A 20,940-nucleotide genomic window follows, 5' to 3' on the forward strand; every position below is an offset into this window, starting at 1 on the left:
GGTCATCGACATGCTGCCGCATTGGGTGATTAACGAAGGCTGGCTGCCGCATCTGGCGCTGTTTGCCGGTTTGATCGCCTTTCAGATGCTGCCGATCCTAATGGCCGTTCTGTGCCGGCTTCTGGTCAATTTCGCGCAGCTCGTTTTCACCGCCTTGCTGGCGATCGTGCCGGCCGCAGGCATCGGCATTGCGCGCGCTCTGTCAGTCGTCTTCTCCGGCACCGCCCGGCTCGCTCTGTTGCTGTGGTTCATCGCGAGCGAAGCGGCGCGCGGCGACACGGGGCAGCGCGGTGACAGCGATGCTGGCCCCGCAGACCCGCCAGCTCCTTCGGATATCGCGGACGCCTGCGCCCTGCTCGACCTCCCCGAAAGCGGGTTCACGCCGGATGATCTCAAACGCGCTTATCACCGCGCCATCAAGCGGGCGCACCCCGACCAGGGCGGCGACGCGGCGGACACCATGGAGATCCTGCGCGCCCGTGACCGCATCAGTGAACATTTTGGATGGAGCTAGGAGGGCGATCATGAATTTCAGACTGCCAGCCCTTACGGCAACCGGCGGCGCAATCCAGCGCGCAAAATCTCGGCTGCGCGCCTTCGACGAAGCGCGCACCGACCGCCAGTATCTTGCCTGCCGCTGCGCCAGGACGGACACGCCGTTCGAAGCGGTCTTTATCCGCCAGTGCGGCAAGCCCCGCTACACGCTGGAGACTGTGCGCATGCCTGCGCCGCTGACAAACCATGATGCCGCCGGTGCTGCTCTCACGACGCAGTATGACATCCGGTATTTTGAGCTGAACGCGGTGGACTGCCCGCACTGCGGAGAGCGACGATTCACCAAATGCGGCCGCTGCGGCGCCTTCGTCTGTGATGGGCGCTCCGAGCGGCGGCGCGGCGGCTTCTATTTTCGCTGCGCGCCCTCCTGCGGCAGCGAAGGGCCGATCGGCACGCTTAAGAGCATCGAAACGACAGCGCCACCGCGCACGCCACAAATCGCGCAGGACGAGGCGCCGCTGCGCCTCCCGAAACCCAAACCCTGAAAGGAAGGATGATGATGGAACATGACGAAACGATAACCGGGCAGCGCGCCCCGCGCATGACGCCGAATGATATCGAGCGCGATCTCGCCGAAGCCAGCGACGAAGAGCTGCGGCTCGTGATCAAGGTCGCGAGCGATCAACTGACGCTGCGTGATGCCGAGCGCAAACGCGAGGCGATGGCGAAGATCAGGATGCTGGCCAAGGAGCACGGGCTGAACGTGGCCATCGATCGCCCCGCCCGCAAACGCGGCCGGCCTGCCAAAAAGGAGTGAGACAATGACTCTCAAAAATTTGTTCGAAACCCGGATCATGGGGAGACCCGTTGTCGAGCGCGTGGGCGAAGCTATGCGTCTCGAAGGCCACTACCCGAACCCCGAAAAGGGTCGGAAATTCTTGATGACGGTCACGGTCATCGCGCTGCTCATGCTCATCAGCGCACCGGCCCTGTACTATGCCGATCTGGCATCACTACCTCGAAAAATGGGGGACCTGCCCGCAGCGATCATCGGTGGTATTCCGGCCGCGCTCGCCCCGCTCATCGATGTTGCGCGCACATGGACGCCGAGCGATCCCGCGCCCGATCTCCAGGGCTGGAGCTTCGGTCTTGGTCTTGCGCTCATCATCCTGATGTTCGGCTCACTGGCCGGTCAAATCTGGCGCGACTTCACGGATCGTCCCCACCTCACCGTGGAGCTGCGCGGCGACACGCTGAGCATTCAGCGCGGCCAGGTCGGCACCCCGAACACCTTTCCGCGCGACGAATGCCGCGCCGTCCATGTCGGCCGCCGCAAGTCAGGCACCTATGAAGTGCTGCTCCAGCACGGTGATGCCCTGACACAGGTCGCCATCATCGATGGCCACGAGCGCCGTGCCCTTCTGCTCAAGGCGAAGATCGATGCGATGCTCACAGATGATCAGCAGCGGGAAACGTGATGAGTGTCAGGCCATCGAACCCCGATTGGATTACCTATGTCCCGCGCCGGGTCTATGATGCGGCGCGGCGGCTGGAAGCCGCATGCGAGCGTAGCGGATATCCCTCACCGATCGGCGTAGCCGAATATCGCTGGGAATCCCGGCGAACACGGGCCGCAAGAATATTGTGGCATCAGGTCTGGCGCTTGCTGATGGAAGAGCACAACGCTTCAGGAGACTACGCCATCAAGTTTGTGGTGGTCGATGATCCGACCTTTGAGTGCCTGCACTCGGTGACGCCCAAACAACTGAACTGAAAAATTCAGGTGGCGTGCGACACAGCCCGTCTCAACACGGGTTCAACTCGCCGAGATCATGCGCAAAGAGCGAAGGATCGAGGGCTGTCGTCACCCGGCTCAAAGGCGGAAAGGTCAAACCGTTCAGATTGGCGCGCATCCCGCAGAAAGGCGCACAGGCTTCATGGGGCGATGCGGCAAGCGCGATGACGCCGTCCTCCTCCCGCAATTGAAGCTTGCAACCTTGGTTTTCCAGAAGCCAGCCATCCTGAGTCGCGTTGGCCATGCCTTCGATGCCACAATAGAACATACCTTGCCAGCTTGTGATCCGGATTTCGAAGGCATTGCTGCCCGCAGGCCGCCCAATCAGGAAGCTGTTTCCATCGTCTGTGCAATAGAGCCCTGCTAGATCGGCGAGCGCAGACGTTGCGAGCCTGGTAGTTTTGAGCTTAACGGTCACTGACTCAAGCAGAGTTGGAGAACGTTCATAGGGTTCCGAGACTGCGCCAAGATCGCCACCGGCGCTTACAACAATCGGAAAAGTAATAGCAGCGAAACTTACTGCCCGCGTTATTGCAACTTGGAACGACCTGATCCCGTTCATCTATTTGTAGAGTTCTGCGACCAGTTGATAGTCAAGCCATACCGGAATCTCCTCGTCCCCATCCCACGATAGATATCGGGCTACGACCTTATTTACTTCTGCTTCGCCGCCTGCAGTTGCGGCCTGTTCAACATCAACCTCGAATTGCTTTAGGGAACCCTCCAAAAGGCTTTCGCGCTTTTCGGCAAATTCATTCAGCGCTTTCTCAAAAGCGATTATGTTCTGATAAGGTGTGAATAGCGCCTTGAAATCTTCCAGCCACGCAAGACTAAACTCCAGCCCTGCCGGCCCTGGCTCTATAGCCTGAAGGGCCGAAATAGTTCGTTCGAACAAGGCATCGAGAATCGACTGACGCTTTGTTTCGATACGCGCGCGGAACGGCTCGGCCACTGTGCCCACGAGCAATGATAAGGTCGCATCAAGTTCTGATGCTTTCTCTTCCAACGAGATCAAACCGCTTCGGTCTTGCGGTAAATTCTCAATCTCTAAAAGGTCATCCGAAAGAACCTTTCGCGCAAGCTGTAATTGTCGTTCTGTCACGCGCTTCTCAAGATCGGCCATGTTCCGCTCATCAAGATAACGGTGATATTCTTGCTCTCCTTTGGCCATATCGCTCAGTGCGGCAAGCTGTTGTGCGGGATTGGATGTATCATCGGAACGGGAGAGTTCAGCTTCGACGTTCTGAAGGGCTAAAGCTGCCACATGGTCTGCAAGCTGTTTATTTTTCGCCTCAATTTCGCTGGGCCACAGTCTTTCATCATTATTCTTAATGAACGCAGATGCAGTGCGGGCCTTCGCAGCAGCGTCAGCAACTTCGGTCGAGGACAGCACTTCGTTTACGTGCTGTTCAAGCCGGTGGCGCGTCACCCTGATTTGGCGGATAGCGATATGAATTGCCGGTAATCCAAAACTGGTCAACGGACGTTCTATATTTCCCGCGAGGCCACGATCCAGAACTGAGAACTTATAGTAATCATCGCTATAAAAAGGGTCATTATAGCATGCTTGCTGCGCATCGGTTCGAATTTTACGCCGCTCATTCAGTGGCATGGCATCGAACGGAGCACCGAAGACCGGAACCCAATCATCGTCAGCATAGAGCAAAACAAGCTTCGGGTATAGATTTTCCGTTGCGGTCTCCCGCATAGGAATGTCCGGAAATTCCCGTTCGAATGTTCTGGGAAGCTCGGTTATTGCATCGCATATCTCTTGCGGGCTTTGACTAGCGTAGTAGCTTCCGCCTCCGCGCGCATGAGCTGTCGGCTTTCGCGATAGAGATTCTGCGTTGATGCGGGTCAACTCGATGCTTCCGCAACCCAACCCCTCCTCTGACATTATGATCGTGCCAACCTGGTCACCGCGCCTGACATAGAAAGATTTAAGTGCAGCCCCTCTATACTCCACGGCCCCTTCAAACTCTCCTTGCTGCGAACCACTTCGCATTTGTACGTTCAACATAGAGACCCCCCGCACAAGAGCGTCTGGACCTGCAACTTGCAGCAAGCCTGTGATGCGCGGTGATTGGACGTCTTCAACTTGCAACCCGAAAAATGTATCACCGGCACGGCATATCGCCTCGCCCTCCCAGGTACCTGCAATACTCCCCGGAGCAGCAACGTCGATCTCGCTGCTCGATGGTCCATCAACATCTATTGCGGCTTGGCCAGTCACGACTTTCCCTGAACTCACCACGTTGCCGAGTACAGCGAGGCGGTGTTCCATTGCATTCTCAAGGCACATGCTATCGGCTTGGCATCTATCACGCTTAGAAAGCCATGAGCGCTGCGTTATAAGTAGCGTTTGCCGATCTCCGGACGCGAGACGCGCCTTCGCCGAAGAATATAGCGACGCTATAGCTTGATCTAGCTCGGCAAGACGCGCAGAAGAGCAAATCGTGATTTCGGAAGCAGTAGCGGCATTTCCGCAATTATAGCTTGGCTGTGCATTTGCAGACAAAATCGAAAGAAAAATCTGAATAGCGGTAATCGTAAATATTCTTGCCATCACTCTTACTTCCTTGAATACTTATAGCGGAAGAAAACGTTTATACTCTAGGTACGACACGCCCGAAGCCCCTCGCGCAGCCCGTCATATCGGCCAGAAAGCGATATAACGTTTTTGAATTCCCCTCTGACAAGCTGCCAATCTCCGTCCGAGATTTCATGTTTTTCCAATAATTCGACCATGCACTGACACAGGGGTTTCTCCTTCCATTGCGCCACGCAATTCTGTTTAGCATCGGCACGAAGCTTCGCCTTACGGTTTTCTTCCTGCTCTCGCGCTTTTTTTGCTTTCTCTTTTTCCTGTCGCTCCTCCTCCTCAGGAGAAAGAACTCCGGGTTGACCAAAAGCATAGGCCCGAATGTTGGCGTAAATGCGTTTTGTAATTTCGCTTTGGCATCCGTGCCGACCTATCAGACGAGCGGCATCAATTGCGCCATTTTCCCCAAGCTCCAGAAGATTCTGTTGTGTGTCTACCAGAGCCCCCATGCCGCCCTTTGACATATCCGTCAGAATATCTGCCATCATTTCCCAGCCTCTCTGCGCCCCTTGATTTAGACTATTTTCAAGACTGGTCCCGGGAGTACCGGTCATCAACCGCGTCACCTTAGCATCGAGATTCCTCGTGATCCTTGGGTCATAGAGCGTTACACAAGTTTGGTCCTTGAAATTCACTGTACCGGAAAATTCCTTGTGAAATGAAGCAACATAAACGTGTGCGTTTGATATCCCTGCGTAGTTTGATTTCCCAACACCTTGCGGCTTCAGTTCGGATAGGTTCCCCGAGTAGAGGGCGGCCACCATTTTCGGCTGCGTATATTGCCCAGAATTGAAGAAGGCTTCTTGTTGCGAAGTGACAGCCTGTGGCGCCAAAACCTGTTCGACTGGCTGGTTTTGAGGCGTGGTTCTTTCGGGAACTGCTGCACGTTCTATGTCATTTTCGTCGCCGAGTTCTGTCAAGTTGGCGAGAACTTCGGCGGCAGGTGCGAATCCAGCTTCTGCTGCAATTTGATAAAGGGAAATCCCAAGTTCTTCGTCCACCTCAGCACTGCCAAGACCGTACATGTAGACATCGGCTAAATATGCGTAGACGGGTCCATACTCGAACTGTTCTTCGAGTGCCAGGAAGACATCTGTACCTTCGTCTGTTCTGTTCGCAGCCCAGAGGGCGCGTCCGAGCTGGAACGCGAAACGGGGCGTTTCAGGATATTCATCCACAGCTTGGCGACAGAATTGTACCGCGGGACCGGGTATAATATCATGATCGTCGACACCAGCCGCCCAACGGTGAGGATCGCCTGGGTGCGCAGCATACCGGTCACATTCGTGAACGTCCTGAAACTCCTCGGCGCTTGCAACAGCCGGTATTGTCAAGGTTGCCAGGGCGGAGAACACTCCCAAGCCAAGAATTTGCGCCTTAACTCTCATTTTACATCACCATTCAGGAAAAAGCCCTGCGAGTTCGGGAACAAAGAACGACATGAGATAGACGGCCGCCGCAACGAGTGCGGCAATGCCCGCTAGCATCAAGCCAAAGATCGATAAGCTCATAACAACGTTGATTGCGAAAATCGTGACCGTTGCAAACATTTTCAGCGCGACCAGCGTCAGCCCGGTTGCTACCACACCGAAAACTGCGCCAACCGCCAGGTTCAACAACTGTGAAGGAAAGATTGCGATGGCGAAGTAAGCGGCTGCCGTCGCGCCGGCCAAAGCACCGGCAAGCATAATCGCCCAAAGATACGGGGTTATCGCCTTTTCCACCTTAAGGAGTATGCGAAAAAGCTGATCCGTTACCCATGCGGCTATCCCGTATGGCCCGGAATAGTCATGACCGTCAACCATATGTTTCTCCGGTGCCGTATTCAGCGGCACCGTGACCGGGTGCATTGGAACAACTGTACAGCTCTTGGTCGGTGCACGCGGTATCGGAGGCGGTGTGTAAGGCTTGTGATGTTGAGCACCTTGAGCACTCCAGACATTGTACGAATGGCCGGTTGCCCACCCGGTAATATAATCACCCAGACTATTGTCGGTCTTATACTCCGTCCCCATCAACGCCCCCACGCTCTATGGTAAGCCAGCAGCCCTTTCATCTTCATCCGATCGGCGGCCATCAAAAAAGCGCCTGAATCGCCATGGTTCACAGAATAAGTCTAGGCGTTTACCCTACGTCAGGTCTAGCCGGTGGAGGGTGTCACTCATGCTTTTACGCCAACTCACTGTTTTTCTTTCTATAATGATCGTCGCAACCATTGGATACACCCCGAGTGCAACGGCCAAGTACCGCATCACAGTCCCGTTGACTGATTCGGTTCTGCAACCGGTGCCCACGGAACCACCGGTTGTTTTGGCAAAGGGCGGTAAAAGGCCGCAGGCGCAGTTCAAGCAAGCGGCGAAGAGCCCGGCCAAACGCACCAAGCCAGTTGCGACGCTGAAAAAACCCATAGGCCCAAGGTCCAAAAAACGCAGTGTCAGCGCAATGCCGAAAGCGACCCTTCCAACGGGGCGGTTATCTGTGAGTCAAGCTGCCGGGAAGAATGTCAATGAACGCATAAAAAATTCATCGCAGACACTTGGGAAGGCTCGCTCAATCACAAAGACGATCGAGGCAACTAGAAAAACTTTGAGGCAAACAAAACTCCTGCCGAGCCCTCAAAAGCTTGGGCACACACCATATGCCGCTGGAAGAATTCGCAGCTTTGTAACACAGAAAACCGAGACATACTATCGCGTTTACTCTGGAGACAAAACGACTGGAGGTTTTCTTACTAAATCAAGGCCGAAATCAAGGGAGTGGGCTCAGCAAGCATTGACGCTTCCTCCATCAAACAAGGCAACAAAAATTCAAAAAGTTATTGTCCCAGCAGGCACTAGGTTGATAAGATCACGAGCCTTGGGTGCTTTTGGTAGAAGGGGTGGCGCTGAACAGTTTCTTCTTCTAGATAAAATTCCGCGAGGAAATTTTAAGAATGGGAAAGAATTCAGGTAGATTATTGCGATGGAAACAAGAGATATTTTGGGTGCGTTTTCTTTCTGGTGCGATCGTCGCAATTTGAAAATGATCCGAAAATTTAAGGGCCATGATATTATTGCGACTGAATTTGCTGATGCTTCCGGTCGAACTTGGCAGGTATGGATTGAAGACGTTGAGGATAATATGGTCAAAATTGGTTTTTGGTGTCGCCCGCTTGGCTCTAATAAGTTTGGAGCAGCTAAATTCCAAGAAATACCACTTGAATACGGAGCAGACCTTGCCGACAGCCTTGATAAGGTAGTACCGGCAGCTCATCGCACAAGCGATATTTGACTGCTTGCTAGCAGCGACCACGAATATTTTTTCAGCATATCTCAAACACTTAGCTATCTGTGAAATTGAACCTGCAAAGCCTGCCAGGTCCCTCCCCGCATTTCCCAAGTAGCGCGCTGATTTCGCTGTCCTGACCTTGGAATTTTTTTATATAAAACATGGTGTTGATGGCTGAGAGGGGCGCGTATCATGGATCACCCAAAGGGTGCGGGCTCGCAGTGGGCAGATCGGGTGGACTTCGATTGGAGACAATCCACCACCGAAAACTATCATGAGGCGCACCCGCGACCCCGGACGGACAGACCGCTCATCCGCTTGACAAAGCCGCAATCAGAGAACCGTTTTTGGCAGCTGAGTTTCGGTTGAAGGCTTTATTATCCCGCGTGAGGGCCTGAATCTGTGATTGGCTCTTGGCAAGTGTTACATCAACAATGGGATTTCTAATTGGCGAGCGAGGGAACGGAGAAATCGGACAATTCGGTCTCACATAGAGACCGCCTATGCGGCGGCCTCGTCGGCGTCGTCGATCACGGGCTGCAAGCCGTGTAGATAGTCGGTCGCGCGCTGCGCGTGCGCGGCCGCGGTGAAGGTGGCGCGCTTGTCGTCCTTCAGGACTTCCAGCCAGTTGCCGATATAGGCGGCGTGGTCTTCGCGATCTTCGAGGGTCAGCCCGAGATCGGCACAGAGGAACGCAGCGCCCAGCTCGGCTACGAGCTCTTCGCGGGCATAGCCTTCGTCACCGAAGCGCTTGCGGCCGAAGTCGCGGTCGAGGCGGCTCTTGTGCCGCGTCCAGTGAGTGCATTTATGCGCAAGAGTGGCGTAGTAGCTTAATAGTCTGATGCCCAGCCAATAATACAATCCTCAGACTATTGTGGGTCGTATACTTCGTGCCCACGAGCCCCCACGCTCTATGGTAAGCCAGCAGCCCTTTCATCTTCATCCGATCGGCGGCCATCATACAAGCGCCGGAATCGTCATGCTTCACAGGATAAGTCTAGGAGGTTACGCTGCGTCAGCTCTAGCCTGTAGAGGGTGTCACTCATGTTTTTGCGCCAACTGATTGTCTTTCTTCCAATAATACTCGTCATATCCATCGGGTTCACCACGGACGCAACGGCCAGATACCGCATCGCGTTGCCGTTGACTGATTTGGTTCTGGAAGAGGTGCCCACGGAACCACCGGCTGTATTGGCCAAGGGCGGCAAGCGGCCGCAGGCGCAGTTCAAGCAAGCGGCAAAGAAGCCGACCAAACGAACCAAGCCAGTTGCGACGCTGAAAAAACCGATCGGGGCAAAGGCCAACAAACGCAGTGTAAGCGCACTGCCGAAGGCGACTCTTCCAACTGGACGGATATCTGTTAGTCCAACCGCCGGGAAGCACTTTTCTAGTCAACTTAGAACACATAGCCAAGCATTCGCCAGAACACCATTATCAGCAAAGCAGATTCGAGTTTCTACCGGAAAACTACGAGAGGCTGGGGCCAATGGAGTAAAAATTAGGACAAATCAGAGCAAGGAATTTGGGGCTTATGGAAAGCTGAGAGATCAAAAGGCAAGACTGAGTTTCACAAAGTCAATTTCTCATGGCAGAATAAGTGAGAGCTCTCTAAAGAGCGTGGTTCCTCAGCAGTCATTAAATAGCTTTAAGAAGAGCCCTCGGATATCAAGCGGTCACAAGCACAAGTTCCGAATTAAAGGCCGCCAGGTTGAAGTCAAATGGCACAGCCCAGATAGCAGTGCTCCAAAGGGATCAAACTCTCAAAGAGGCTGGACGGCCCAAATCAAAATCGGAAACAAGTTGCTTGGCACTGATGGAAAGCTCTACAATAAGCATTCCAATAAAACACACATTCCGGTAGATTTTTAAGTAATGGATGTCATCGAAAAAATATTCAGCTTGCCTGAGACTGTTCCATCTAATCAAGTAGGTGCGATCGCTAGAGAGTTGATCCCTAAATCCTCGAAGCATGGTTGCAACAAACAACATGTGAGGATTTTGGAAGCGCTATCAGAGTTAAGCGAAATACAGTGGCGAAACTACGAAAAACTAGATGCAATCACGGAAAATGAAATTGAGGATTACTTAATTGCGCTTCCATTGGAGCATATTGATTTGAAGATCGAAGAAATAATAACTGTCATTGATCGACTAGGCTTGCAGCGCGCCTATGAGCATCTTTTAAATCTGTGCGCCAACGGGAGTCTCTCAGAGTTTTCGGCATCTGAGCTTGCTGAATACCGTGAAGCAGCTGGAGAAAACATCTCAAATCCGTATGAAAACTTTTGGAAATGAGTTTTTATCTCGGCTTTATAGGAACGCCGCCTATGCGGCGGCCTCGTCGGCTTCGTCGATCACGGCCTGCAAGCCGTGGAGATAGTCGGTTGCGCGCTGCGCGTGCGCGGCGGCGGTGAAGATGGCGCGCTTGTCGCCCTTCAGGACTTTCAGCCAGCTACCGATATAGGCGGCGTGGTCTTCGCGATCTTCGAGGGTCAGCCCGAGATCGGCGCAAAGGAACGCAGCGCCAAGCTCGGCTAAGAACTCTTCGCGGGCATAGCCTTCGTCACCAAAGCGCTTGCGGCTGAAGTCGCGGTCGAGGCGGCTCTTGTGCCGCGTCCAATGAGTGCATTCATGCGCAAGGGTGCGCGTAGTAGCTTATTAGTCTGATGCCCAGCCAGTAATACAATCCTCAGACTATTGTGGGTCGTATACTTCGTGCCCACGAGCCCCCCACGCTCTATGAAAAGCCATCAGCCCTTTCGCCTTCGCCCGATCACTTACCAGCACACAAGTACCAACCCATAAGCGCCGGAACCGTCATGCTTCACAGGATGAGCTTAGGAGGTTACCCTGCGTCAGGTCTAGCCGGTGGAGGGTGTCACGCATGATTTTACGCCAACTCATTGTTTTCATTTCTGTAATGGTCGTCGCATCCATTGGCTTCACCCCGGACGCAACGGCCAAATACCGCATCTCAGTCCCGTTGACTGATTCGGTTCTGGAAGCGGTGCCCACGGAACCACCGGTTGTTTTGGCAAAGGGCGGGAAGCGGCCGCAGGCGCAGGTCAAGCAAGCGGCAAAGACGCCGGCCAAACGCACCAAGCCAGTTGCGACCCTGAAGAAGCCAACAGCGGGGCAGCGGAAACCTTCTGTTTCACATCACGTCAAGAATATACAGTTTCAAACCAAAAACTTGTCCGTTAGTGGTGCAGCAAAGCTAGGAAAGTCAAGACCGCTAGAGAACCGACGTCTGAAAGACGTCAAGGCTTCTCTCCGGCAAAAGTCAAAGGTTGGTTTCGGGTTAAAACTGACCAAACAAGGCGAGAAGAGCAGCTTAAAGGGCCACACCTTAATTGGAAAAGGGAGCCTAGCTTTCTCGGCAATTAAAAACAAAGCATATCGTGCTCAAGCAGCCGCCTCTTTCTCTGGGGAAGTCCGCGCCTACCGTCTCGAAAGCCCAATGGTTGTTCATCGCAGGTGGGGAGGTGGTGCAAGTGAATTGGGGAGCCCGTATTCTGGGCGTCAAACATACAAAAAGTCCGGCAATGCGGCCAGATATCAGGCAACACATGGCAGCAACAATCTATCTCAAAAATCGACTATGATTTACCCGAAAGGCGCAATTGTTTTAGTTGGTAAGGCGGCTGATAAGAGCAATTCTCATGGCTTCACGAAGCACTCAAAAGGAGGCGGCGAGCAAATATACCTGGTGAATCCGAAACTTGCAAAATCTCTCAATTTCACGATAAAATGACTTATGAATAAAATAAATGCAGAGAGAAAAACGTCGGCTGAGCGTGATGTCACACTCTTGTTCTTGAACTTAAAAGAGGCGGCTAAGCAAGAATATAATCCTGACTTTATTGACCTTATGGCTGGCGAGGTTCATAGCTTTCTTGCTGAAACAGACGAGTCTAAAAGAGTGAATATGGTTGACAGTGTTCTGACAGTCATGGTGGATTGCTCAGGTGATCCTGATTTCGCATCAAGCAAATATGGCAAAGCTATATATAACTTGGTGCGCTTATATGATTGTAGTGTCGAGAATGCTGATCTTAATTTGTAAAACTACCTCTTTTCTAATTTCTGAATCATCGCATTTCCTTCGATAAACTGCCCCCGTTTATTACATGATATTCTGGAACTTTTTTGAGTGGCCGTTCTTGCTTATTACTTAGCATGATTGGCATTGGTGCCTGGTGCAAGTTACCGCCTCGGCTAGAGGCCGCCTATGCGGCGGCCTCAGCGGTTTCGTCTACCATAGGCTGCAAGCCGTGGAGATAATCGGTCGCCCGCTGCGCGTGCGCGGCGGCGGTGAAGATGGCGCGCTTGTCATCCTTCAGGACCTTCAGCCAGCTGCCGATATAGGCGGCGTGGTCTTCGCGATCTTCGAGCGTCAGCCCGAGATCAGCGCAGAGGAACGCAGCGCCCAGCTCGGCCACGAGTTCTTCGCGGGCATAGCCTTCGTCACCGAAAAGCTTGCGGCTGAAGTCGCGGTCGAGGCGGCTCTTGTGCCGCGTCCAATGAGTGCATTCATGCGCAAGGGTGCGCGTAGTAGCTTATTAGTCTGATGCCCAGCCAGTAATACAATCCTCAGACTTTTGTGGGTCGTATACTTCGTGCCCACGAGCCCCCCACGCTCTATGAAAAGCCATCAGCCCTTTCGCCTTTGCCCGATCACTTACCAGCACACAAGTACCAACCCATAAGCGCCGGAACCGTCATGCTTCACAGGATGAGCCTAGGAGGTTACCCTGCGTCAGCTCTAGCCTGTAGAGGGTGTCACTCATGTTTTTGCGCAAACTGATTGTCTTTCTTCCAATAATACTTGTCATATCCATCGGGTTCACCACGGACGCAACGGCCAGATACCGCATCGCGTTGCCGTTGACTGATTTGGTTCTGGAAGAGGTGCCCACGGAACCACCGGCTGTATTGGCCAAGGGCGGCAAGCGGCCGCAGGCGCAGTTCAAGCAAGCGGCAAAGAAGCCGACCAAACGAACCAAGCCAGTTGCGACGCTGAAAAAACCCATAGGCCAAAGGTCCAAAAAACGCAGTGTCAGCGCAATGCCGAAAGCGACCCTTCCAACGGGACGGATATCTGTCAGTCACGCTGCCGGGAAGAATGTCAGTGAACGCATAAAGGCTTCTGCTCGGATTTGGTCAAAGGGAAATTCGACATCAAAAGATGCTATCTCAACTAAAATGCGACTTCGAGCTAAGGAGCCTATTCGGTTACAAAACTCTTCTCCCTCAAAGAAACTGAAGGCAAAGGCAATTGAGGCGCCAAAAGGCTGGCAGAGAATGCCAAGTAAAAGGGGAAATGGTGTTAGATATAGAAAGGATGAATACAATGAAATCCGATCTATGCCAGGAAACCCGAATAGTCCTTTCCCTGCGCAACGACGCCCGTATGTCAAGGTCAGAATTGATGGGCAGTATTATAATTCCTTGGGAAAAGTGACTAGAAATTCGAGCCAAGACTCGCACATACCGGCAAACAAATTTAAACTTAGTAAATTCCATGATTTAATTAGGTAAAATTTTAATGAGAAAAACAGATCACAAAACAAGATTGCGCAATGAGATTTTGGAGACACTGCAAAGGTTCTCTTCGCGTGAATTCCAAGAAGAGGTCTGGGCGGGGTACAATCTGGATTTTTGTATTAACTCGGGGGAAATGTACTCAATTCTCTTCGATGACATAGATATCGAGGAAGTTGATTTACGAACGCTAGGGTTTGACCATATGCAGGTAATGGTTATCCGGCAAATGGCTGAAATTATTAAGAACTATTTCGACCAACAGCCTTGGGACAAGAGCGATATAAAGATATTAGAAGACCCACTTTGGCAAGAAAATCGAAAAAAACTGAACCATCTGTATGTAAAAACCTTCGGCTTAAACTTCAAATCTCACTATTCATAATCGACCCATCACGAGGCCAGTTCAATTGAGATGGTTGAAGAGGCCGCCTATGCGGCGGCCTCGTCGGTTTCGTCGATCACAGGCTGCAAGCCGTGGAGATAATCGGTCGCCCGCTGCGCGTGCGCGGCGGCGGTGAAGATGGCGCGCTTGTCATCCTTCAGGACCTTCAGCCAGCTGCCGATATAGGCGGCGTGGTCTTCGCGATCTTCGAGGGTCAGCCCTAGATCGGCGCAGAGGAACGCAGCGCCAAGCTCGGCCACGAGCTCTTCGCGGGCATAGCCTTCGTCACCGAAGCGCTTGCGGCCGAAATCACGATCCAGGCGGCTCTTGTGCCGCGTCCAGTGAGTGCATTCATGCGCGAGTGTGGCGTAGTAGCTTTCGGCATCGCGGAAGGTCTCGAAGACGGGCATTTGGACATAGTCTTCCGGGGGGCAGTAGTAGGCGCTGCTGCCACCGTGGCGGACATCGGCGCCGGTATCGGCGAAGAACGCGTCCGCAGCCTCGATCCGCTGATCGGGATTGAGCTGTGACATGGCGGGGGCGTAGTAATGCGCCGGAAGCCCTTCGATTTGCTCGATGTTGAAGACCGTGTAACCCTTCATGAAGGGGATCGTCTGATCGACTTCCTCGCCGGTCTTTTCATCGGTCTCGGTGCGCGTGAGCGTATTGGCATAGACGACAGGCGAGCCCTTTTCACCTTTCCGGACATGGCCGCCAAGTTCGCGGGCCTGCTTGAAGGTCATCCAGATCGGGGCGCCGAAGTGCCGTTCCATCGATGAAGCCCAGAGCGTCAGGATGTTGATGCCGCTATAGGGCTGTCCGTTGTGGCGCAGCGGGCGGGAGACGGGTCCGGCGGCGTGCGCGGCGTTCCAGGGCTGTGTCCAGGGTTTGATGCCCTGCTCCAGGGCGGTGACGATTTGGTTGGTGATGCGGGTGTAGATGTCTGCGCGGTTCTTTTCGGTCTTGCTGGTCATGTCTTTCTCCTTCCGTTTGGCGTTTCCTCAAGACGCGTCACGGAAGGACGGGCGGATAAGACGGCTGGTCATCGCGCCGTCAGGCGCGTGTACGGCCAACACGGTCCGGTGGAGCCGAAGGCGGAGACGGATGGTGCGGGCAGGCCGTTGACCGGACGGCGCGCCCGGCCATTGATGCGTCTGAAACTTGAGGAACGCCTTTACGGAAGGCGACATGACCGTGCCGGAACGTTACCGCGACGCGGCAACCCGGCATTGTTCACCGAACAGGATCATCGTCCGGAAGGACAGTTCTCTGGATGGCATACCGCAAACAAGAGTACGCCCGCCCCGGTGCATTCTGAACCCGCTGCAAACAGGATAGACCGCGCGCTGAATTGCGGCGCATTGTGGCAAATGACAAGAATGGAACCGGCAGGCGCCCGGATGATGACCGTAGCTGTCTGCAATAACGGGGAGCGCTGCTCCGCGAAAACGGCATGCGAGCTTCTCAAGTCTTGCCACAAACGCGCCACAAGTTGTGGCAGAGCGAAAAAGAGAATGGCGGATTCATGCGGGTTACAGCGGGTCGCTATTTGTGGCAAAAATCGGGGAAATGAGGGGTTTCCTTACAGAATATGCCGCTAAGTTATTGATTTTATTATGGTCGGAGCGAGAGGATTCGAACCTCCGACCCCTTGCACCCCATTGAGACAAAATAGCTGTAAGCCTTAATAGATAAGTCTTTCAGACCACAACTGCGCCACAAATAGTCAATTCAGCAAGGTGCCGAGCATACCGACGTTAGTGATTTTATCATCGTCGCCATCTTCGAGCAAGTGCCCGTAGACATTCAAGGTGGTCTCAATACTATTATGGCCCATCAGGGATTGAATCTTCTTTAGATTTAGCTGGCGCTCGATAAGCATTGAAGCGAAGAAATGGCGGAGATCATAGGGGCGATAACGCGGTTTTTCGACCTTCTTACCGTTGATAACCTCGATATTGGTCAAGCCGGCTTCTACGCAGGCGACGTTGAATCCGCGGCGCTGCCAGTTCTTTCGGCACATCCATTTTCCATTCTGCGCAGGAAACACGAGGTCATAGTCATTCGGCACGCTATGGTGCTCAACGTAATGGCGAAGCATCGCCACCGTCTCCGGCGAAAGATCGATGAAACGCCGCCCGGCCTTCGTTTTCGTCACCGAGATCGTGCGACCGCTTCCGTCGATTGCGCGGTCCACCGACACCCCTTTGTCGCAGATGCTGCTCCGGCTCAGCGCAAGGTATTCTTGAGGCCGCATACCCGAGTCTGCAGCGAGATAGAGGATCGGACGATATCGCTGCCATGTTCTTGCAGTCTGGGCGTTTGTCGATGCGGCGAGCGCGTCGGCCGTGTTCAACAAGGCCATGACATCGTTCTTACTGGGGATGGTGACAGGCTCGGTGTAACGGGATTCCTGACGAATGCTGATCCCGGACGCGACGTTGTACGGGATGACACCGCGAATGGTCATCTCTTTCATGATCGAATGAAGAACAGAAAGGACTTTGGACGCAAGGGACCGGCTGACGCCGCTCTGAAGCAACCAGGAGCGGAACGCGACCACATCGGGCGCCGTGATCTGGCGTAGACCCTTCTTCCAGTCATAATCTTCGATGAACCGTGCGCGGTAGCTGTAGTTCTTAAGGGTGTAGTAGGTCACGGGCTCGCGGCCGTTCAGCCCTTCCTTTTCACAGATGCGGAGCCACCAGTCGGCAGCCTTGGCAACCGTGTCGATCTCGGGATGGGTCGTTTCTGTTGCAGCTTGCGTCTTGCCGCTTTCCAGGAAGGCGCGTGCCGCTTTCAGGGAGTGAAACGTCTTGTACTGGTATCCGGACTTTGTTGACCTGCTCTGATACCTTACCTGATATGTAACGCCCGCTGGCGTCTCTCTTCTCCTGATGTCTGCCATGATTTCAAAATGCTATTCATAAAAACGGTTCAACAATTGTCAAATACGGTTCATAAAGTATCAATCACGAAGACTATTTTCTGCATCTATTTGCGCCTGCCTGTAGATATCCACAAGACTTTGCTTTTCGATTTTGAGCCTTCCGTCGATCGGATCAACGAAAAACGGCAATTTCCGGCGTCCGTATAAATCAGGATTGGCAGCCCGTTTTATTTGCTGCTCGTTAAGTTCGATTCCAATCTCGGCAAGAACTTCGCGCGCGCTGTCCAGTCCTATGTAGTATGGCGGCTTCATCGTTACCCCCTTTCCATCTTTAGCTAAAGTCGTAGTCCATGCACGCCGGTCTATAATGGCTCGTATGCATGCGGTGGAGGGCTTTTCCGTCACGGTCGCGCACCGGCACGGGGTCTCCGCTCTCGTCCGTCGGCTGGAGCTTGAGCCGTGGGGCGACAATGTATTTGACGCGACGCTCATCCTTCAGAATCTGTAAATCGGTCCAAAGCGCTTGCTTCAACTCTTCGATGGTCATGACGCCCATCTTGGCATAGTCAACGGTAATACCAGCGCGCCCTTTTCCTGTTTTCTTCTTGGACATTTCTGTAATGCTCTCCTAATGCCATTTTCCCATTATGGTAATTAATTTTCTGTTAATAATATTTTGCATTTTATATTTGCTGCATGTGCGAAACGCGCGCTGACCGTACGTTGCAGCGGTTGCGTGTAGCGAACTTTGATACGAGGTTGGCTTCGCTGATTTGCAATCGGGCTGGTGAATACCCCACACGGCACTTCTCTCCTTATCTGTTCTCCACCCCGTCCATGAGGGCCTTCTATGGCCGATGATGATGACGGGGGACGGCGAAAGGCCTCGATGGTCGGGGCTCTCGATACAGACAAGGAGTCGCCGTTATGACTGAGATATTCACCCGCGCCGCGCTGGCGCAGCAATCCCTTCCGGACCTGCATGTCCTGTTCCGCCAGGCACAAGCACAACTGGAAAGCTGTGAGTTGGGCTCGCACGAGCACTTCGCGCATGCAGCAAACCTGCAAAATATCCGGCGCGAAATCGCAATCCGCATAAATCCTGCGCCGCGTCCCTAATGTTTTCACCGATCGGCCATGCAGGCCGGCCGGCCTGCACGGCCGGAGGCGGTGTCCAATCCGTGTCCAAGTATTGGGGGGACCATGAACCTATCTGAAAAGATGAAGACGGATCGCCAACCAAGCGCGGAAGATGGATGGCCATGGCCCACGAGCTGGAGGAGAAAACAGAACTGGCGCGCCCCGCGCAACGTGCGGCGGTTGACGAGAAGCTGCGCGCACTGGTTCGGACTCTTGCCAAAATGGCGGCCGAGGCTGATTATGAGGCAAGCAAAACCCAGACCTCGCATTCGCCGAAAGGCTCATCCTCATGAGCGCCGCCATGATTCCAGCCGTCATATACGCCCGCTATTCGACCGATATGCAGTCGGCCTCCTCGGTCGAGGATCAGATCAGGCTGTGCGCCGAACGCGTGGAGCGCGAGGGCATGGCGGTGACGCAGCACTACGCCGATCACGGCATTTCCGGCGCCAGCCTCATGCGGCCCGGTATCCAGCAGCTCTTGCAGGATGCCATGGCGGGCAAGTTTCAGGTGGTTTTCGCCGAAGCGCTGGACAGAATTTCCCGCGATCAGGAAGACATTGCCGCCGTCTTCAAACGGCTGAGCTTTGCAGGCGTGCAGATCATCACGCTTAGCGAAGGGGCGGTCAGCGAGCTGCATATCGGCCTGAAGGGCACTATGAACGCCCTCTTCCTCAAAGACCTGTCGGACAAGACGCGGCGCGGTCTGCGCGGTCGTGTCGAAGCCGGAAAATCCGGCGGCGGCAATTCTTATGGGTATGATGTCGTCCGCAAGGTCAACGCCGCAGGCGAACCCGAACGCGGAGATCGCAAGATCAACGAAGATCAGGCCGATATCGTGCGCCGCATCTTCAACGAGTATGCTGCTGGCACGTCCCCGCGTGTGATCGCGAAGACGCTGAATGCCGAGCACGTGCCAGGGCCGACCGGCAAGACGTGGGGGCCGTCCACGATCCATGGCAACAAGGATCGCGGCACCGGCATCCTGAACAATGAGCTCTATATCGGGCGGCTGGTCTGGAACCGCCTGCGCTACGTCAAGGACCCCGAGACGGGCAAGCGCCTGTCTCGCCTCAATCCGCCCGATCAGTGGATCGTGCAGGATGTGCCGCATCTGCGGATCATCGACGATGATCTATGGCAGAAGGTGAAAGCGCGTCAGGATGCCACGGCACTCGGCAAGCAGGACAAATCCAAAGCAGAAGGTTTCTGGGACCGTCGCCGGCCCCGCTTCCTGCTTTCCGGCCTGATCAAATGTGGTTGCTGCGGCAGCACGTTCGTAAAGATCAGCCAGCAACATTTTGGCTGCGCCAGTGCGCGCAACAAAGGCACCTGCGAGAGCAAGCGCACGATCCGCCGCGACGTGCTGGAAGCCTCGGTTTTGAACGGCCTTCAGCACCGCCTGATGGATGACAAGCTGCTGGCGGTTTTCTGCGAAGAATACACCCGGCACATGAATGCGCTGCGCATGGCCGAGAGCGGCAACCGCGCGAAGGATGAGGCGCGGCTCCAGAAGGTCATCCGGGAGCTTGACCGGATGATCGATGCCATCTGCGACGGCGTGCCTGCCGAGCGCGTGAAGGACCGCATGATCGCGCTGGAAGCCGAGCGCGCCGAGATCGAGAAACGACTTGAGGCCGAGCCCAAGGAGGAAAAGCCGTTGCTGCATCCGTCTATGGGGGAGCGCTATCGCCAGGGAGTGATGCGGCTGCGTGAGTCACTCGCCGATAAAAACGCGCAGCATGAAGCGGTGGAGATTCTGCGCGGCCTGATCGACCGGATCGTGCTGCACCCGTCGTCCGATGAAGCCAGCGGCTTCGTCATGGACATCGAGGGCGATCTGGCCGGTATCCTAAGTCTCTGCCAGACAAGCAAAAAGGCCGCCGGGCTTTCGCCGGACGACCTCATGCAAATCAAGCTGGTTGCGGGGGCTCGATCTGGACATGATTTGCCCGCCGAAGATGACTCCGGCGGGCAAATGAAGCTGGTTGCGGGAGTAGGATTTGAACCTACGACCTTCAGGTTATGAGCCTGACGAGCTACCGGGCTGCTCCATCCCGCGCCAATGCCCTTCGTTTAGACTTATAGTGCGAGGGCTGCAAGGGCATTCGTACATAGAATTTAGATTTTTCTTGAGATTTTACGCAGCGCCCTTAACTTTCGCTTCGCCGAAGTTCGCGCGTGAGTTTGGGGGCACAGAGACGTGCCGATAACGCTCCATTCGCCCCCCAAAAAAAACACAAAACCGCCGCAGCTTAATAGCTACGGCGGTTTTGTTATTCTGTTGATCGTGGAGAGATACTGTTTTTATCAGGAACTTATTAGGTTTGGCGATGACCTACTCTCCCACGTCTTAAGACGCAGTACCATCGGCGCTACGGCACTTAACGGCTGGGTTCGGGATGGGACCAGGTGTTTTGCTCGCGCTATGATCACCAAACCAAATAAATTCCTGATAAAGCGCTCTGCGCAGCAGAGCGACGGGGTCACCACTGCAGCGCTGAGCGTTGTTTGTCCAAGTCATGTACCACTGATTGTATGTGTATGCTTTTGATTGATAAGTTGAAGTCTTGCTTCTACTGGATCAAATCAAGCCTATCGAGCAATTAGTACCAGTCAACTGAACGTGTTACCACGCTTACATCTCTGGCCTATCGACGAGGTGGTCTACCTCGGCTCTCAGGGATACCTTGTTTTGAGGGGGGCTTCCCGCTTAGATGCCTTCAGCGGTTATCCTGTCCGATCATAGCTACCCAGCACTGCTATTGGCATAACAACTGGTCCACCAGTGGATCGTTCACCCCGGTCCTCTCGTACTAGGG

At 54.1% G+C, this 20,940-nt stretch carries 23 protein-coding genes, 1 tRNA gene, 2 rRNA genes and 3 pseudogenes; 15 read left to right on the forward strand and 14 right to left on the reverse strand.

Annotated elements, in window-relative coordinates; translation table 11 throughout:
• Window positions 1-10 precede the first annotated feature (10 nt).
• The 5 genes from A3722_RS22600 to A3722_RS24185 are packed head-to-tail and all read left to right on the forward strand — an operon-like array spanning window position 11 to window position 2,269.
• Complete coding sequence (locus A3722_RS22600) at window positions 11-514, forward strand: J domain-containing protein (RefSeq protein WP_150120205.1); 504 nt, start codon at window positions 11-13, stop codon at window positions 512-514.
• Window positions 515-524: 10 nt separating this feature from the next.
• Complete coding sequence (locus A3722_RS22605) at window positions 525-1,040, forward strand: hypothetical protein (protein ID WP_067628240.1); 516 nt, start codon at window positions 525-527, stop codon at window positions 1,038-1,040.
• Between the two features lie 11 nt (window positions 1,041-1,051).
• Window positions 1,052-1,312, forward strand: coding sequence for a hypothetical protein (locus A3722_RS22610; RefSeq protein WP_067628244.1), 261 nt, complete (start codon window positions 1,052-1,054; stop codon window positions 1,310-1,312).
• Between the two features lie 4 nt (window positions 1,313-1,316).
• Window positions 1,317-1,973 carry a hypothetical protein gene (locus tag A3722_RS22615; protein WP_067628247.1) on the forward strand — a complete coding sequence of 219 codons (657 nt, stop codon included), beginning with the start codon at window positions 1,317-1,319 and terminating at the stop codon, window positions 1,971-1,973.
• A complete protein-coding gene (locus tag A3722_RS24185; RefSeq protein WP_150120207.1) occupies window positions 1,973-2,269 on the forward strand; it encodes a hypothetical protein in 297 nt (98 codons plus the stop codon). Before A3722_RS22615 ends, A3722_RS24185 begins: the two co-directional genes overlap by 1 nt.
• Before the next feature lie 31 nt (window positions 2,270-2,300).
• Here the strand turns inward: A3722_RS24185 and A3722_RS24190 are convergent, their stop codons facing one another.
• Genes A3722_RS24190 through A3722_RS22635 form a run of 4 tightly spaced genes read right to left on the reverse strand, consistent with a single transcriptional unit; the run spans window position 2,301 to window position 6,742 of the window.
• Entirely contained in the window at window positions 2,301-2,852 is a 552-nt protein-coding gene (locus A3722_RS24190; RefSeq protein WP_150120208.1) for a hypothetical protein, read from the reverse strand.
• Complete coding sequence (locus A3722_RS22625) at window positions 2,853-4,856, reverse strand: lysozyme inhibitor LprI family protein (RefSeq protein ID WP_150120209.1); 2,004 nt, start codon at window positions 4,854-4,856, stop codon at window positions 2,853-2,855.
• Window positions 4,857-4,903: 47 nt separating this feature from the next.
• Window positions 4,904-6,280, reverse strand: a complete 1,377-nt coding sequence (locus A3722_RS22630; protein ID WP_067628254.1) for a tetratricopeptide repeat protein — start codon at window positions 6,278-6,280, stop codon at window positions 4,904-4,906.
• Between the two features lie 6 nt (window positions 6,281-6,286).
• On the reverse strand, window positions 6,287-6,742 hold the full coding sequence (locus tag A3722_RS22635) for a hypothetical protein (protein ID WP_150120210.1): 456 nt from the start codon (window positions 6,740-6,742) through the stop codon (window positions 6,287-6,289).
• A 313-nt stretch (window positions 6,743-7,055) separates the two neighbouring features.
• On the opposite strand from A3722_RS22635, the gene A3722_RS24195 reads away from it, so the two are divergent.
• Window positions 7,056-7,844, forward strand: coding sequence for a hypothetical protein (locus tag A3722_RS24195; RefSeq protein ID WP_150120211.1), 789 nt, complete (start codon window positions 7,056-7,058; stop codon window positions 7,842-7,844).
• 9 nt (window positions 7,845-7,853) lie between these two features.
• Window positions 7,854-8,162 carry a hypothetical protein gene (locus A3722_RS24200; protein WP_150120212.1) on the forward strand — a complete coding sequence of 103 codons (309 nt, stop codon included), beginning with the start codon at window positions 7,854-7,856 and terminating at the stop codon, window positions 8,160-8,162.
• Between the two features lie 498 nt (window positions 8,163-8,660).
• Here A3722_RS24200 and A3722_RS22645 read toward each other — a convergent pair.
• Window positions 8,661-8,990: pseudogene (locus tag A3722_RS22645) on the reverse strand (zincin-like metallopeptidase domain-containing protein); the annotation flags it as partial.
• Window positions 8,991-9,203: 213 nt separating this feature from the next.
• On the opposite strand from A3722_RS22645, the gene A3722_RS23725 reads away from it, so the two are divergent.
• Both A3722_RS23725 and A3722_RS22655 read left to right on the forward strand, forming a co-directional pair.
• Entirely contained in the window at window positions 9,204-10,028 is an 825-nt protein-coding gene (locus A3722_RS23725; RefSeq protein ID WP_082849596.1) for a polymorphic toxin type 30 domain-containing protein, read from the forward strand.
• A gap of 3 nt (window positions 10,029-10,031) precedes the next feature.
• On the forward strand, window positions 10,032-10,454 hold the full coding sequence (locus A3722_RS22655) for a hypothetical protein (RefSeq protein WP_067628266.1): 423 nt from the start codon (window positions 10,032-10,034) through the stop codon (window positions 10,452-10,454).
• Window positions 10,455-10,484: 30 nt separating this feature from the next.
• On the opposite strand, the pseudogene A3722_RS23730 reads toward A3722_RS22655, so the two are convergent.
• Window positions 10,485-10,802: pseudogene (locus tag A3722_RS23730) on the reverse strand (zincin-like metallopeptidase domain-containing protein); the annotation flags it as partial.
• A 241-nt stretch (window positions 10,803-11,043) separates the two neighbouring features.
• On the opposite strand from A3722_RS23730, the gene A3722_RS22660 reads away from it, so the two are divergent.
• Together A3722_RS22660 and A3722_RS22665 are read left to right on the forward strand one after the other, a co-directional pair.
• A complete protein-coding gene (locus tag A3722_RS22660) occupies window positions 11,044-11,913 on the forward strand; it encodes a hypothetical protein (protein WP_067916482.1) in 870 nt (289 codons plus the stop codon).
• A gap of 3 nt (window positions 11,914-11,916) precedes the next feature.
• Window positions 11,917-12,225 (forward strand): hypothetical protein, encoded by a 309-nt coding sequence (locus tag A3722_RS22665; protein WP_067625799.1) that lies wholly within the window; start codon window positions 11,917-11,919, stop codon window positions 12,223-12,225.
• Between the two features lie 163 nt (window positions 12,226-12,388).
• On the opposite strand, the pseudogene A3722_RS22670 reads toward A3722_RS22665, so the two are convergent.
• Window positions 12,389-12,706 (reverse strand): annotated as a pseudogene (locus A3722_RS22670) (zincin-like metallopeptidase domain-containing protein); the annotation flags it as partial.
• Window positions 12,707-12,947: 241 nt separating this feature from the next.
• Here A3722_RS22670 and A3722_RS24205 point away from each other — a divergent pair.
• On the forward strand, window positions 12,948-13,700 hold the full coding sequence (locus A3722_RS24205; protein WP_150120052.1) for a hypothetical protein: 753 nt from the start codon (window positions 12,948-12,950) through the stop codon (window positions 13,698-13,700).
• Between the two features lie 7 nt (window positions 13,701-13,707).
• Window positions 13,708-14,088, forward strand: coding sequence for a hypothetical protein (locus tag A3722_RS22680; protein WP_150120053.1), 381 nt, complete (start codon window positions 13,708-13,710; stop codon window positions 14,086-14,088).
• A 47-nt stretch (window positions 14,089-14,135) separates the two neighbouring features.
• Here the strand turns inward: A3722_RS22680 and A3722_RS22685 are convergent, their stop codons facing one another.
• The 4 genes from A3722_RS22685 to A3722_RS22700 all read right to left on the reverse strand — a co-directional run bounded on the left by A3722_RS22685 (window position 14,136) and on the right by A3722_RS22700 (window position 17,591).
• A complete protein-coding gene (locus A3722_RS22685; RefSeq protein ID WP_067625811.1) occupies window positions 14,136-15,062 on the reverse strand; it encodes an ArdC family protein in 927 nt (308 codons plus the stop codon).
• Between the two features lie 752 nt (window positions 15,063-15,814).
• The gene (locus tag A3722_RS22690; protein ID WP_067625814.1) at window positions 15,815-16,996 is read right to left on the reverse strand and encodes a tyrosine-type recombinase/integrase; all 1,182 of its coding nucleotides are present in this window, start codon (window positions 16,994-16,996) and stop codon (window positions 15,815-15,817) included.
• Between the two features lie 60 nt (window positions 16,997-17,056).
• The gene (locus A3722_RS22695) at window positions 17,057-17,290 is read right to left on the reverse strand and encodes a hypothetical protein (protein ID WP_067625817.1); all 234 of its coding nucleotides are present in this window, start codon (window positions 17,288-17,290) and stop codon (window positions 17,057-17,059) included.
• A gap of 19 nt (window positions 17,291-17,309) precedes the next feature.
• Entirely contained in the window at window positions 17,310-17,591 is a 282-nt protein-coding gene (locus A3722_RS22700) for a hypothetical protein (protein ID WP_067625818.1), read from the reverse strand.
• A gap of 314 nt (window positions 17,592-17,905) precedes the next feature.
• Here A3722_RS22700 and A3722_RS22705 point away from each other — a divergent pair, with 314 nt between their 5' ends.
• Both A3722_RS22705 and A3722_RS23735 read left to right on the forward strand, forming a co-directional pair.
• Window positions 17,906-18,097 carry a hypothetical protein gene (locus A3722_RS22705; protein WP_067625820.1) on the forward strand — a complete coding sequence of 64 codons (192 nt, stop codon included), beginning with the start codon at window positions 17,906-17,908 and terminating at the stop codon, window positions 18,095-18,097.
• A 361-nt stretch (window positions 18,098-18,458) separates the two neighbouring features.
• Window positions 18,459-20,147 carry a recombinase family protein gene (locus A3722_RS23735; RefSeq protein WP_330220246.1) on the forward strand — a complete coding sequence of 563 codons (1,689 nt, stop codon included), beginning with the start codon at window positions 18,459-18,461 and terminating at the stop codon, window positions 20,145-20,147.
• Here A3722_RS23735 and A3722_RS22720 read toward each other — a convergent pair.
• The 3 genes from A3722_RS22720 to A3722_RS22730 form a co-directional block, all read right to left on the reverse strand.
• Window positions 20,104-20,180 (reverse strand) — tRNA-Met (locus A3722_RS22720). The two genes, A3722_RS23735 and A3722_RS22720, sit on opposite strands and share 44 nt — an antisense overlap.
• A gap of 263 nt (window positions 20,181-20,443) precedes the next feature.
• Window positions 20,444-20,558: ribosomal RNA gene (rrf, locus tag A3722_RS22725) — 5S ribosomal RNA — on the reverse strand.
• 145 nt (window positions 20,559-20,703) lie between these two features.
• Window positions 20,704-20,940, reverse strand: a 23S ribosomal RNA gene (locus A3722_RS22730); the annotation flags it as partial.

Source organism: Sulfitobacter sp. HI0027 (assembly GCF_001634775.1).
Lineage (GTDB): Bacteria > Pseudomonadota > Alphaproteobacteria > Rhodobacterales > Rhodobacteraceae > Sulfitobacter.